Below are 12,331 nucleotides of genomic sequence, written 5' to 3' on the forward strand. Positions count from 1 at the left end.
GGCGCGCAGGCCACGGGCCGCGCGGAGAGAGCGATGATCATCCGCCGCCGGGATTTCCTAAAGACTTCGGCCGCCGCGACGCTTGTGGCCGGCCTGCCCCGCCTTGCCCGCGGCGCCGATACCGCGAGCGTCTACGACCTCGAACGCTTCGGCAACGCCCGCATCCTGCATTTGACCGACACCCATGCGCAGCTGAAGCCGGTGTTCTTCCGTGAATCCAGCGTCAATCTCGGCGTCGGCGCGATGGCCGGCCAGCCGCCGCATCTGGTCGGCAAGGCATTCCTCGACCGCTTCGGCATCCGGCCCGATAGCGCCGACGCCTATGCCTTCACCTGTGTCGAGTTCGAGAAGGCCGCCGGACGCTTCGGCCGGCTCGGCGGCTTTGCCCATCTGAAGACGCTGATCGACAAGTTGCGCGCCGATGTCGGCGAGAAGCGCTCGATCCTGCTCGACGGCGGCGACCTCTGGCAGGGCACCGGGCTTGCCAACGCCATGAACGGCGCCGACATGGTGGAGGCCGCCAACCTGCTCGGCATCGAGGCGATGACCGGGCATTGGGAATTCACCTATGGCGAGCAGGTGCTGCGCGACAATCTCTCCCGCTTCAAGGGCGAGTTCCTGGCGCAGAACGTATTCCTGACCGAGGAAGCCGCGTTCAACGACGCCAAGGCGTTCGATCCCGCCTCGGGGCGGGTGTTCAAGCCGTCTGTTATCAAGGAGATCGGCGGCCATCGCGTCGCGATCATCGGCCAGGCCTTCCCCTATGTGCCGATCGCGCATCCCAAGCGCTTCACGCCGGACTGGACATTCGGCATCCGCGACGACGAATTGCAGAAGCTGGTCGACGGCCATCGCAACAACGACAAGGTCGAGGCGGTGATCCTGCTGTCGCATAACGGCATGGATGTCGACCTCAAGCTCGCCAGCCGCGTCACCGGCATCGACGTCATCCTCGGCGGCCACACCCATGACGCGATCCCGATCCCGATCACGGTGACCAATGCCGGCGGCGTCACGCTGGTCACCAATGCCGGCTCCAACGGCAAGTTCATCGGCGTGCTCGATCTCGACCTCGCCAAGGGCAAGGTCGCCAATCTCCGCTACCGCCTGCTGCCGGTGTTCGCCGAGCTGTTGAAGCCCGATCCCGCAATGCAGGCACTGATCGACAAGATGCGCGATCCGCATGCCGACGAATGGAGCGACAAGCTCGGCACCGCCGACCGCCTGCTTTACCGCCGCGGTAATTTCTCCGGCACCGTCGACCAATTGATCTGCGACGCGCTGCTGAACGAGCTCAACGCCGAGATCGCGCTGTCGCCGGGCTTCCGCTGGGGCCTCACCACGCTCGCCGGCCAGCCGATCACCATGGAGGACGTGCTGTCGGAGACCGCGATCACCTATCCCGAGACCTACCTCGCGACGATGACCGGCAGCCAGATCAAGGATGTGCTGGAAGACGTCTGCGACAATCTGTTCAACGCCGATCCCTATTATCAGCAGGGCGGCGACATGGTGCGCGTCGGCGGCCTCGCCTACACCTGCACGCCCACCGAGAGCGTCGGCAAGCGCATCTCCGAGCTGAAGCTCGGCAACGGCAAGCATCTCGAAGCCGGCAAGCATTACAAGGTCGCGGGCTGGGCTTCCGTCAACCAGCAGAACGGCGCGCCGATCTGGGATGTCGTCGCCAGGCATCTACGCGCCGGCCGGCCGCCGAACCGCGAAGAACCCGGCGTGACGTTGAAAGGCGTCGAGGGCAATTTGGGCATTGCGAGGCACGGATGACGCGGCGCGCGCTGATCGCGGCGTTCGGCTGTGCTCTGATCGTGCTGGCGATGCCGCTCGCCCGCGCCCAGCTCGCGCCGTTGCAGGACAAGCCGTTCGCCGAGCACAAGGTCGTGCTGCAGCTGTCCGACAACGATCCGAGAAAGCAGGGCCTCGTCCTCAGCGTCGCCAGCAATCTGATGAAGCACTACGACCCCGACAAGGTCGCGGTCGAGATCGTCGCCTTCGGCCCGGGCATCGAGCTGCTGAGGCCCGATAACGCCAATCGCAAGCTGGTCGAGAGCCTGGTCGCGCAGGGCGCGCGGATCGACATCTGCCTCAACACCGTCGACACCATCGAGCGCGACACCGGCAAGCGGCCGGACTACATCGCCGCCGCCACGCCGGTGCAGGTTGGTGTCGCACAGATCCTGCTGTTGACCGAGAACGGCTACACGCTGGTGCGGCCGTAGGAATCCCCCAAAGCGAATACCCGTCATCGGAAAGAGCCGGGTTGTCGCCCCTTCAAGACGCGCGACGCGCTGCCCAGGATGACGCTGGATCTAGGGGTGCGGGCCGGGCGCCGCGGGGATGTATTTGCTTTGAATCAACCATATTTATGGAATAATATGCTTCTAATGACTTGAATCGAAGAATAGGTAAGCCGCCATGATCTTTCGTCAGCTGTTCGACAGCGTGTCCGGCACCTACAGCTATCTGCTCGCGAGCCGCGCCGGCGGCGAGGCGCTGATCCTCGATCCGGTGCTGGAAAAGGCCGACCGCTACTGCAAGCTGCTGCAAGAACTCGACCTCCGGCTGGTGAAAGCCGTCGACACCCATCTGCATGCCGATCACGTCACCGGCCTCGGCGAACTGCGCGATCGCACCCAGTGCATCACCATCATGGGCGAGCAGAGCAAGGCCGACGTGGTCTCGATGCGCGTCTCCGACGGCGACAGGGTGACGATCGAGGGCCTCTGCCTCGAGGCGATGTACACGCCCGGCCACACCGACGATTCCTATAGCTATCTGATGGGCGACCGCGTCTTCACCGGCGACACGCTGTTGATCCGCGGCACCGGTCGCACCGATTTCCAGAACGGCAGCGCGCGGGCGCAATACGATTCGATCTTCAACCGCCTGCTCAAGCTGCCCGAGGAGACGATGGTGTTTCCCGCGCATGACTACAAGGGCGACACCGTCTCCACCATCGGCGAGGAGAAGCGCTACAATCCGCGGCTGCAGGTGAAATCGATCGACGACTATGTCGAGCTGATGAACAACCTCAATCTGCCGAGCCCGAAGCTGATGGATGTCGTGGTGCCCGCTAACATGCATGTCGGCCTGCACCAGGACGAACTTGCCAAGGAAGGCCTCTCGCTGAACACGCGCGACGCCATCGCAAGCCTCGGCCGGCCCGACGTGCTGCTGGTCGATCTGCGCGAGAGCGCCGAGCGCGCCAAGCACGGCACGCTGGCGGGCGCGCTGCATGCGCCGTATCCCGGGATTTGCGCCACCTTGCAGCCGGGAGGCATGCTGCGCGAAGTCGCCGCCGCGACCGGCCGCCGCGTCGTGTTCTTCTGCGCCTTCGGCGAGCGCTCCGCAATGGCGGTCGCCGCCGCCAAGAAAGCCGGACTGACCAACACCGCCCATATCGAGGGCGGCATCGACGCCTGGAAGAAGGCCGGCGGCCCGGTGGTGATGGGATAGGCGCCTAACCGCGCGCACACATGAATATCACCGTCACTGAGGTATTCGCCTCTTCGGCGAGCCTCGAAGGGCGACGGTCCCGCTCTCTGCACATGTGGAAATGTCCGGGCCGCGCATCCTTCGAGGCTCGCAAGAGCTCGCACCTCCAGCGACAAAGGCGAAGCCTTTGCGCGGGGATGACGGGACCGCTCTACCGCGTCACCCGCTTGAGCTCTTCCGTCAGCCGATCCAGCGCATCGGCCAGCATCACGCCGCCGCATACCGTGAGCCGCTCGGGCAACACGATGCGCTTGCCCTCCGGATAGAAGCGCTCCAGCGCCGGATGCAACAGGAAGGCGCGGCCCTCGTCCTCGGCGTGATTCCCGGCCTCCGACACCAGGATGAAATCCGGCCGTAGTTGCACGATCGCCTCCAGCGAAGCGAAGCCGCCGGCACCAAGCCCGAGCTCGCCTGCGGCATTGGTCAGGCCGGTTGCCGCCAGCAACGAGCTGATCAGGCTACTGTCGCCCGCGACGAAGCCGCGCCGCTCCAGCGGCAGCACGCGATAGTGATGCGCGCTCGCGACCGCCCGCACCTGCGCGACGGCCGCGTCGAGCCGCGCGATATCGGCTTGCGCGCGCTGCGGATGCTGCAGCACGTCGCCCATCGCCCGGATCTGGTCCTTCACCTCGTCCAGCGTGCGCGGCACGGTGAATTCGACCAAAGACAACCCGTGGGCCTTGAGCAAGTCGCGAGTCGCGCGCTTGTCGAACAGGCTGACGACGACGAGATCGGGCTTGAGCAGCAGAACGTCCTCGGCCCCGCCGGACAGGCGCGGATAGTTGCGCGCCTTTCCGGCGGTCCAGGATTGCCAGGCGTCGCGCGAGAAGCGGCTGAGACCGAGGATCTGATCCGGATCGGCCAGCGACAGCACCAGCTGGTCGCTGCAGACGTTCATCGAGACGATGCGTGGTCCGGCGGCGGACGCGGCATTACACGACATGATCCATGTCAGAAACGCGAACACCAGCGCAAGGTGAAACGAAGCGAGATGCCGGCCGCGCCGAAACTGCGCCCCCTCTCCCGCTTGCGGGGGAGGGCTGGGGTGGGGGTTCTCTCCGCGAATCGCATTGTGGAGAGAGCCCGCACCCGCATCGCATCCCTGATGCGATGCGACCTCCCCCGCAAGCGGGAGAGGTGCACCGAGTTCGTGGCAATGCCGGATCATCACACGTCCGCCCACGGCACGATCACTGTCTCGCGCCGAAATTCGGCGCGATAGGCGCTGACCCGGAACACGCTGGCGAGGACGCTCTCCGACAATGCCTCATCAGGCGTGCCCTGCGCCGCCAGCCGTCCCTCCGACAGCACCAACACATGATCGGCGAAGCGCGCGGCGAGCCCGAGATCATGCGTCACCACGATGACCAGCACGCCGGTGTCGGCGACATTGCGCAGCTTCTGCATCACGTCGATCTGGTGGCGCGGATCGAGCGATGCGGTCGGCTCGTCGGCGAGGATCACCGGCGCCTCGACCGCGAGCACCCTAGCCAGCGCTACGCGGCTGCGCTCGCCGCCGGACAGCTCGGTGACGCGGCGATCACTGAATTCGACGACGTCGACCGCCTGCATCGCTCGCAGCACGGCTTCCACATCCCTCGGCGACAGCCGTCCCGGGTCGGTGGCGCCATGCGGATAGCGGCCGAGCGCGACGATGTCCCGCGCCGGCAGCGGCCAATGCACCATGTGCCCTTGCGGCAGATAGGCGAAGCGCTTGGCGCGCTCGCGCAGAGGCAGCAACGCCAGCGCATCGTCGCCGATCCGGATCTCACCGTTCGACGGGATCAGCCCGGCCAGCGCGCGCAGCAGCGTGGTCTTGCCGGCGCCGTTCGGCCCGACCAGCGCGACCAGATGACCCGGGGCCAGCGACAACGAAATATCATGCAGCACCTCGCGACGGCCGAGCGACGCATAGAGACCACTGGTGGTAAGCAATGTCATGCCACGCCCCCACCGAGCGCGCGGCGTTCGCGCATGATCAAATAGAGGAAGAACGGCACGCCGATGATCGAGGTCAGCACGCCGACCTTGATGTCCGAGGTCGACGGGATGATGCGCACCGCGATATCGGCGGCGAGCAGCAGGGCCGAGCCGGTAAGCGCGCTCGGCACCAGAAGCCGCGCCGGATCGTGGCCGATCAGCGGTCGCATCAGATGCGGGGCGACGAGCCCAATGAAACCGATCGTGCCGGTCACGGCAACCGCGCCGCCGACGCCGAGCGCAACGCCTGTGATCACAAGGAGCCGCAGCCGGGCGACATCGACGCCGAGGCTCTGTGCGGCCTCCTCGCCGAGCGTCAGCGTGCGGAAGGCGTTCGCCTGGCTCAGCAGGATGGCGGCACCCGCGACGATGAAGGGCAGCGCCAGCGCCACGTGCTGGAAGCTGCGGTCCTCCAGCGAGCCGAGCAGCCAGAACGCGATCTCCAGCACCACGAACGGATTGCTGGAGAGGTTCATCACCAGGGCGGTCGCGGCTCCCGCAAAGCTCGAGATCGCGAGCCCCGCGAGGATCAGGATCAGCAGCCCGGCATTGCGGCCGGCGATCGCGAGCAGCGCGAACACCGAGCCGAAGGCGGCGATGATCGCCACCACCGGCAGTGCATACGAGCGTACATCGGCAAGCCCCAGCGCGATCACCAACACCGCGCCGAATGCCGCGGATTGCGGCGCGCCGAACAGCGATGGCGAGGCCAGCGGATTGCGCAGCAGGCCCTGCAGCGCCGCGCCTGACAGCCCGAGAATGCCGCCGATCGCGAATGCAAGGATGGTGCGCGGCAGGCGGATCTCGCGCACGATCACCTGCGCCACGTCGCTGCCGCCGCCGAACAGCGCCTCGATCACCGCAAGCGGCGACAACCGCACCGGCCCGATGCCGAGCGAGATCACCAGCAGCAGCGCCACGAGCGCGAGCAGCGCCGCGGTGGCACCCCACCGGCGCCGCGCCGCGACCTCGGCCGCCAAGGCAAACTCCTGCACGCTCATTGGATCCATGCTCTTACAGCGATCGCCGTGGCAGACAAGCGACACTCGACAAAAACCGTGGCCGTGCGGCGATCGCCCGACCGCCGCCGGATTGACTTTGCTGCGCGGCCGAACCCTAGATGAACATGACGGTTCTTTGATGAGATGAAAAGGGAATGCGGTGCGGGGAAACCTCCCCAAGGCCGCGGCTGCCCCCGCAACTGTATGCGGTGAATCCTTCGTCAGATGCCACTGGGAGTCTCGGTCCTGGGAAGGCGACGAAGGGTAACGACCCGCGAGCCAGGAGACCTGCCGTCAGCCGTGGTCACACGCGAGGATGCCGGTCGGGGAGTACAGGCATGAGCTTCACCTGATGCGGCAAGCACATGGTGAGACTGGTTCGCGGTGACGTGCCACTGACGTTACCGAGGTCTCGCCTATGTTCTGCTACCCTGCCCGTCGGCGCCGCGCGCTTCTGCTCGCGTCGACGATGATCGTGCCGTCAATCATCATCTCAGCCGCGCGGGCGCAGCAGGCGCCCGCTCCCGATCAGCTGCCCGCGATCGAAGTCACCAAGCCGGGCGACCAGAATGTCACGCGCGCCAAGCCGGCGGCCGACCAAACACCGGCACCGCGCCGCCCGGCGCCGGGCACCACGCAGAGCAACAACGCGGGCAGCGGAAGCGGATCGGGCGCGACCGGGACCGGTGTAGTCACCGGAACGGGCGACGCCGGTGGCGGCCGCCAGTTCGCCGGTATTGTCGGCTCCTCCTCGACCGTGATCACGGCCGACGACATCGCGCATTCGCCGGTGCAGTCGCTGCCCGAGATTCTCGCGCAGGTGCCGGGCGTGCAGTTGCAAACGCCCTATGGAGGACCGAACGGCGCCAAGACCTCGGTCGACCTGCGCGGCTTCGGCGCGTTCGCCTCCGACAACACCCTGTTCCTGCTCAACGGCCGCCGCCTCAACGACGTCGACAAGGCCGGCTTCGACCTCACCACGATCCCGCTCGATTCGATCGCGCGGATCGAGATCGTCAGAGGCAACAGCGGCGCGGTGCTCTATGGCGACAACGCGGTGGGCGGCGTGGTCAACATCATCACCAAGACCGGCGCTGGCGGTCCACCCGCCACGATCAGGGCCGAGGGCGGGTTCGGTTCCTTCAATAGCCGGATGGCGGCCGTGTCCGCGGCGCTCAATTCCGGACCCTGGTCGACCTCGTTCTACGGCAATGGCATCAAGTCCGACGGCTACCGCGTCAACAATGCGCTCGACCAGCGCAACGCGGTCGGCAGCGTCAACTACACCACGTCGGATCTAATCGCCTTCCTGACCGTCACCGGCAGCGACCAGAAGCTCGGCCTGCCCGGCGGACGGCTGGTCGATCCGTCGATCGGCGTCAACCAGCTGCTCACCGATCGCCGCGGCGCGGCGACGCCGTTCGACTACGCCAACCAGCAGACGGCAAGCGTCACGGCCGGCTTTACCAAAACATTGACCAACGGCGTCGACCTCATCGTCGACGGCGGCTGGCGGCAGCGTGAGACGCAAAGCGGCTTCTTCGGCACAGTGCCGACCATCAGCTTCGCCTCGACCTACAACGATGCGGCGCTGCAGACCTGGTCGCTGACACCGCGGCTCAGCATCAAGAACGTCGCGTTCGGAATGCCGTCGACGATCCTGACCGGCATCGACTATTACGATTCGACGTTCCGCGAGGCGCGCGGCGCCTATCAGGGCGTCGACCCCTTCCACATCTACAACATCGAGCAGCAGACCGTCGCCGGTTACTGGCAGCATACGCTGGGTCTGTTGCCGACGACCGATTTCTCCTACGGCGCGCGCGTGCAGAATACCAACGTCTCGGCGCGCGACCGCTACGACCCGAACGCGCCGTTCGCGTTCGACACGCAGGCCTCCCCGCTCGGCAGCAACGAGACGCAGTACGCTGCACATGTCGGCATCGAGCATCGCTTCACCGACACCTTCTCGGTGTTCGGCCGCGCCGCGCGTGCCTTCCGCACGCCCGATGTCGATGAGCGCGTTTTGTCAGGCCCGGGCTTCGACGCGTTCTTCAACCCGTTGCCGCAGAACTTCCAGCTCAAGACCCAGACGTCAGAGGACGTCGAGGGCGGCTTCCGGGTCAAGACCAACCTGTTTCAGGTGCAGACCAGCGTCTATCTGATGGACCTCGAGAACGAGATCCATTTCAACCCGGTGCTGTTCTACAACGTCAACCTCGACCCCACGCGGCGCTATGGCTCCGAGACCAGCGCATCGCTCAAGGTCAGCGACAGCGTCACGCTGCGCGGCGGCATGGCGATCACCCGTGCCGTGTTCCGCGACGGCATGTGGGCCGGCAACGACGTGCCGCTGGTCTCCCGCTACACCGGCAACATCGGCCTGACCTGGAATATCTGGCAGAACTATCTGGTGTTCGACGCCACGGTGCGGGCCTGGAGCTCGCGCATCATGGACAACGATCAGGCCAACACCCAGAGCCGGATCCCCGGCAACGCCACCGCCGATCTGAAGCTGAGCGGACAAGTCGACCGCTTCTTCTGGTCGCTCAGCGTCAACAACCTGTTCAACGCGCTGTACTACGACTACGCCATCGCGAGCTCGTTCACGGCCGGCCGCTTCTCGGCCTATCCGCTGCCCGGCCGCACCTACATGGTCAAGGCCGGCGCGACCTTCTAGAGCCTGACTGGCGCGGCGGAGTGTGACCGGCCGCGCCATCTCCTCACGTTACAAGCGCCAGGGAACTGAGTAGAATTCCGGCAGATGATTTGACCCGTGCAGAGGAAACGCATGGCCAAGGCAGGAAAGACAAGCAAGGGCGGCGCCACGGCTCGCGACAAGCCCGACGACAAGCCAAAGAAGCCGCCGCCGCCAGCGGCGTCTCAGGACGACGATTACGAGGATGGCGACATCGCCACGCCGAAGCTCGACCGCTACGGCAATGATGACGAGCCGTTGTGAGCGATGAACGATCCATCCCCACGGCGTCCCGGCGAAAGCCGGGACCCATACTCCGCGGCGGATGTTGGGAATGGGACTCGTTGTTCCACCGTCACTCACCAAGGACCGTTCGTGGTTATGGGTCCCGGCTTTCGCCGGGACGACGTGTTGAGGGATCGTGCAAGAAATCCTCCCCCTCGATTGTCCTGATGCTCCCGCGATCGAGCAGGTGCGCGCCGAACCCCCCGCGCGCCAGCGATGCGGCGATCGGCGGCGAGGCCAGCAGCAGCGCGGCCGTCATCCCGAGCGGCACGGCGCTGAGCCAATCGAGCCGGACCGGCGTCAATTCCTCGGCGCTGCCCCGATAGAGGCCTTCACCCGCAGCGATCCGGCCGCATTCCCGGATCAGGTCGCGCCGCGTGCCGTCGCGCGAGGCGCTGCCGAGCAGCGCCTGCATCGCAAGGTGCGTCCGCACACCGGCGCGGCTCTCCCCCAGCGGCGCCGGGGTCTCGCCGCGCGAGACCCGCAGCAAGAGATCGACCAGATCAGTGCCGGACTGGTAGGCGTTCATCGGCTCGACCAGCCGCGGATTGCAGTCGATCAACAGCGGGGTTGCGCTGTCGAGCGGCATGATGACGTCGACCGAGAGCGCGCCGTGCCAGCGAAGATGCGCACCGATGGTCTCGAGATTGGCGCGGATCGCCGGCCGGCTTACGCTCTCCTTGATCGCCTCGCCGCCGCCGACCCCGGCTGCGATCTGCCGGTAGGCATGGAAGCCGACCAGCGTGCCGCGGCAGAACACCGACTGCGCCTTCGCGACCGTACCGGTGATGAGATCCTGCGCCAGCACCTCGCCGGCAAAATCGCCTGACGATTCGAGATCGTAGAGCGCGCGATTGAGATCGCCGGCGTCGCGCACGAACCAGATGCCGCGGCTCGCGGTGCCGACCGACGTCTTGACCACGGACGGAAACTGCAGGCCGTCGCGCAGCTCCTCGGCCGAGGTCACGATCCGGGTCGGCGGCTGCGGCTGGCCGAGTTGGTCGAGCAGCCGGCTGAAGCCGGCCTTGCTGTGCACGGCGCGATAGGAGGCGAAATCCGGCAGCGCCAGACCAGTGCGCGAGGTCAGCCGCGCCGCGGCGCGGGCGAACAGGAAGCCTTGCTCATGGGTCGGCAGCAGCACGTCAAAATGCTGCGACGCCAACAGCTGCTCGACGAAGCGCAGGTAGCCGGCCGGATCCGACCGCAGCGGCGGACAATGGTGGTACTTGCGGACAAAGCGGGAATAGCGGGCCAGGCACCAGCGTGAGGGATCGCAGACCTCGACGTGATGGCCGGCCAACCCCAGGATCGTGATCGCCTCCCGGCCGGAGGTGCTGGAGCCCTCTGACACAAGCACCCGGAGCGGCTTCTTGGCGTCGATCATGGCCGATCATCACCGCAGCCCCGCACTTTGTCGCCGCCTTTAATGCCGCATGTGTCGATCCGGCACGCCCGCGCCGGGGGCAGCCATGCACCTGCGTTCATGGACAATTAGCGGCCAGCCTCTATTTTCTGGCGGCCCTGCCGGGCATTACTTTCATTTGACGCGTTTTCTTCACGCGAACCGGTATCCACTTCGCTTGAAAACGCGCTGGAAGATGGGGTTGTCTCAGCAATGGTCGACATTCTGGCCGCACCGCAGCAAGCGAGAACCGACAGCGCGCTGCGCACCCTGACCGGGATTTCGGTCGCCCATTGGGTCAGCCATTTCCATATCTTCGTGCTGCCGATGCTGTTCCCATTCCTGAAGCAGCAGCTCGGCGTCGGCTATGTCGAGCTCGGTTTCGCGCTGACGGTGTTCGCGGTGGTGTCGGGCCTGACCCAGGCGCCGATCGGTTACCTTGCCGACCATATCGGCGCGCGCAAGATCCTGCTGGTCGGGTTGACCGTCGGCGGCTGTGCGCTGATCGGACTCGGCCTGCATCTCAGCTACACCTCGCTGATCGTCTGTGCCGTGCTGCTCGGCCTCGCCAACAGCGTCTATCATCCGGCCGACTACGCGATCCTGTCGGCCCATATGGATGAGGCGCGGATGGGCCGCGCCTTCTCGATCCATACCTTTGCCGGCTTCCTCGGCGGCGCGGTGGCACCGGCGATCATCGCAGCTCTCGTCGCCTCGATCGGCGGCCACGGCGCGTTGATCGTGGCCGGCGCGGTGGGACCTTTGGTGGCGCTGTTCCTGATCGTGCTCGGCATTCCCGATGCCGGCGCCAACAAGACCAAGGCAAAGGACGATACCGCAGCCAAGGCCAGCGTGATCACGCCGGCGCTGATGGTGCTGACCGCGTTCTTCACGCTGCTGAGCCTGTCGACCTCGGGCATCAACAATTTCGGCGTGGTCGCGCTGATGGGCGGCTACGGCGCCTCGTTCTCGACCGCCAACATCGCGCTGACCGCACTCCTCGGCGCCAGCGCCGCGGGCGTGCTCGCCGGCGGCTATCTCGCCGACTGGACCCATCGCCACAGCCAGCTCGCCGCGGCCTGCTTCGCGGTCAATGCCGTGCTGGTGCTGCTGGTTACGCTGGTGAGCCTGCCGCCGGTGGCGCTGACGCTTACGCTCGGGCTCGCCGGATTCCTCGGCGGCGTGATCGCACCGTCGCGCGACATGATGGTGCGCAACGCCGCGCCTCCCGGTGCCGCCGGCCGCGCCTTCGGCATCGTCTCGACCGGCTTCAACTTCGGCGGCATCGTCAGCCCGCTGCTGTTCGGCTGGATCATGGACCAGCACATGCCGCATTGGGTGTTCGGCGCGTCGGTGGTCTTCATGGTGCTGACCGTGCTGCTTGCGTTGGTCACCGAGCGCAAGCCGCAGGCCTCCGGGTTTACGATCCAGGCGCAGCCCCGTTAGGGCAACCGC

At 66.3% G+C, this 12,331-nt stretch carries 10 protein-coding genes and 1 riboswitch; of the genes, 6 read left to right on the forward strand and 4 right to left on the reverse strand.

From position 1 onward, the window contains the following. Window positions 1-33 precede the first annotated feature (33 nt). The 3 genes from soxB to JQ507_31140 all read left to right on the forward strand — a co-directional run bounded on the left by soxB (window position 34) and on the right by JQ507_31140 (window position 3,471). On the forward strand, window positions 34-1,782 hold the full coding sequence (gene soxB, locus JQ507_31130; GenBank protein QRI69273.1) for a thiosulfohydrolase SoxB: 1,749 nt from the start codon (window positions 34-36) through the stop codon (window positions 1,780-1,782). Beyond that, entirely contained in the window at window positions 1,779-2,234 is a 456-nt protein-coding gene (locus JQ507_31135; GenBank protein QRI69274.1) for a hypothetical protein, read from the forward strand. The genes soxB and JQ507_31135 overlap by 4 nt, the downstream gene beginning before the upstream one ends. A gap of 196 nt (window positions 2,235-2,430) precedes the next feature. Continuing rightward, window positions 2,431-3,471, forward strand: coding sequence for an MBL fold metallo-hydrolase (locus JQ507_31140; protein QRI69275.1), 1,041 nt, complete (start codon window positions 2,431-2,433; stop codon window positions 3,469-3,471). A 190-nt stretch (window positions 3,472-3,661) separates the two neighbouring features. On the opposite strand, the gene JQ507_31145 is transcribed toward JQ507_31140, so the two are convergent. The 3 genes from JQ507_31145 to JQ507_31155 all read right to left on the reverse strand — a co-directional run bounded on the left by JQ507_31145 (window position 3,662) and on the right by JQ507_31155 (window position 6,491). Continuing rightward, entirely contained in the window at window positions 3,662-4,453 is a 792-nt protein-coding gene (locus JQ507_31145; protein QRI69276.1) for an ABC transporter substrate-binding protein, read from the reverse strand. A 224-nt stretch (window positions 4,454-4,677) separates the two neighbouring features. Next, window positions 4,678-5,451, reverse strand: a complete 774-nt coding sequence (locus JQ507_31150) for an ABC transporter ATP-binding protein (GenBank protein ID QRI69277.1) — start codon at window positions 5,449-5,451, stop codon at window positions 4,678-4,680. Further along, window positions 5,448-6,491: an iron ABC transporter permease gene (locus tag JQ507_31155; protein QRI69278.1), complete on the reverse strand. Its 1,044-nt coding sequence runs from the start codon at window positions 6,489-6,491 to the stop codon at window positions 5,448-5,450. Before JQ507_31155 ends, JQ507_31150 begins: the two co-directional genes overlap by 4 nt. A gap of 112 nt (window positions 6,492-6,603) precedes the next feature. Continuing rightward, window positions 6,604-6,802: riboswitch (cobalamin riboswitch) on the forward strand. A 107-nt stretch (window positions 6,803-6,909) separates the two neighbouring features. Here JQ507_31155 and JQ507_31160 point away from each other — a divergent pair. After that, window positions 6,910-9,171: a TonB-dependent receptor gene (locus JQ507_31160; GenBank protein ID QRI69279.1), complete on the forward strand. Its 2,262-nt coding sequence runs from the start codon at window positions 6,910-6,912 to the stop codon at window positions 9,169-9,171. A 111-nt stretch (window positions 9,172-9,282) separates the two neighbouring features. Next, a complete protein-coding gene (locus tag JQ507_31165) occupies window positions 9,283-9,453 on the forward strand; it encodes a hypothetical protein (GenBank protein ID QRI69280.1) in 171 nt (56 codons plus the stop codon). 115 nt (window positions 9,454-9,568) lie between these two features. On the opposite strand, the gene JQ507_31170 is transcribed toward JQ507_31165, so the two are convergent. Continuing rightward, window positions 9,569-10,858 carry a hypothetical protein gene (locus JQ507_31170; GenBank protein ID QRI69281.1) on the reverse strand — a complete coding sequence of 430 codons (1,290 nt, stop codon included), beginning with the start codon at window positions 10,856-10,858 and terminating at the stop codon, window positions 9,569-9,571. Between the two features lie 231 nt (window positions 10,859-11,089). On the opposite strand from JQ507_31170, the gene JQ507_31175 reads away from it, so the two are divergent. Then, complete coding sequence (locus JQ507_31175) at window positions 11,090-12,322, forward strand: MFS transporter (protein QRI69282.1); 1,233 nt, start codon at window positions 11,090-11,092, stop codon at window positions 12,320-12,322. Window positions 12,323-12,331 lie beyond the last annotated feature (9 nt).

It is taken from the genome of Bradyrhizobium sp. PSBB068, from assembly GCA_016839165.1.
GTDB lineage: Bacteria > Pseudomonadota > Alphaproteobacteria > Rhizobiales > Xanthobacteraceae > Bradyrhizobium.

What these genes read in the sequence shown, in the direction of transcription:
- soxB (QRI69273.1), top strand. Translation starts at nt 34, where the DNA reads ATGATCATCCGCCGCCGGGATTTCCTAAAGACTTCGGCCGCCGCGACG.
- JQ507_31135 (QRI69274.1), top strand. Translation starts at nt 1,779, where the DNA reads ATGACGCGGCGCGCGCTGATCGCGGCGTTCGGCTGTGCTCTGATCGTG.
- JQ507_31140 (QRI69275.1), top strand. Translation starts at nt 2,431, where the DNA reads ATGATCTTTCGTCAGCTGTTCGACAGCGTGTCCGGCACCTACAGCTAT.
- JQ507_31145 (QRI69276.1), bottom strand. Translation starts at nt 4,453, where the DNA reads ATGTCGTGTAATGCCGCGTCCGCCGCCGGACCACGCATCGTCTCGATG.
- JQ507_31150 (QRI69277.1), bottom strand. Translation starts at nt 5,451, where the DNA reads ATGACATTGCTTACCACCAGTGGTCTCTATGCGTCGCTCGGCCGTCGC.
- JQ507_31155 (QRI69278.1), bottom strand. Translation starts at nt 6,491, where the DNA reads ATGAGCGTGCAGGAGTTTGCCTTGGCGGCCGAGGTCGCGGCGCGGCGC.
- JQ507_31160 (QRI69279.1), top strand. Translation starts at nt 6,910, where the DNA reads ATGTTCTGCTACCCTGCCCGTCGGCGCCGCGCGCTTCTGCTCGCGTCG.
- JQ507_31165 (QRI69280.1), top strand. Translation starts at nt 9,283, where the DNA reads ATGGCCAAGGCAGGAAAGACAAGCAAGGGCGGCGCCACGGCTCGCGAC.
- JQ507_31170 (QRI69281.1), bottom strand. Translation starts at nt 10,858, where the DNA reads ATGATCGACGCCAAGAAGCCGCTCCGGGTGCTTGTGTCAGAGGGCTCC.
- JQ507_31175 (QRI69282.1), top strand. Translation starts at nt 11,090, where the DNA reads ATGGTCGACATTCTGGCCGCACCGCAGCAAGCGAGAACCGACAGCGCG.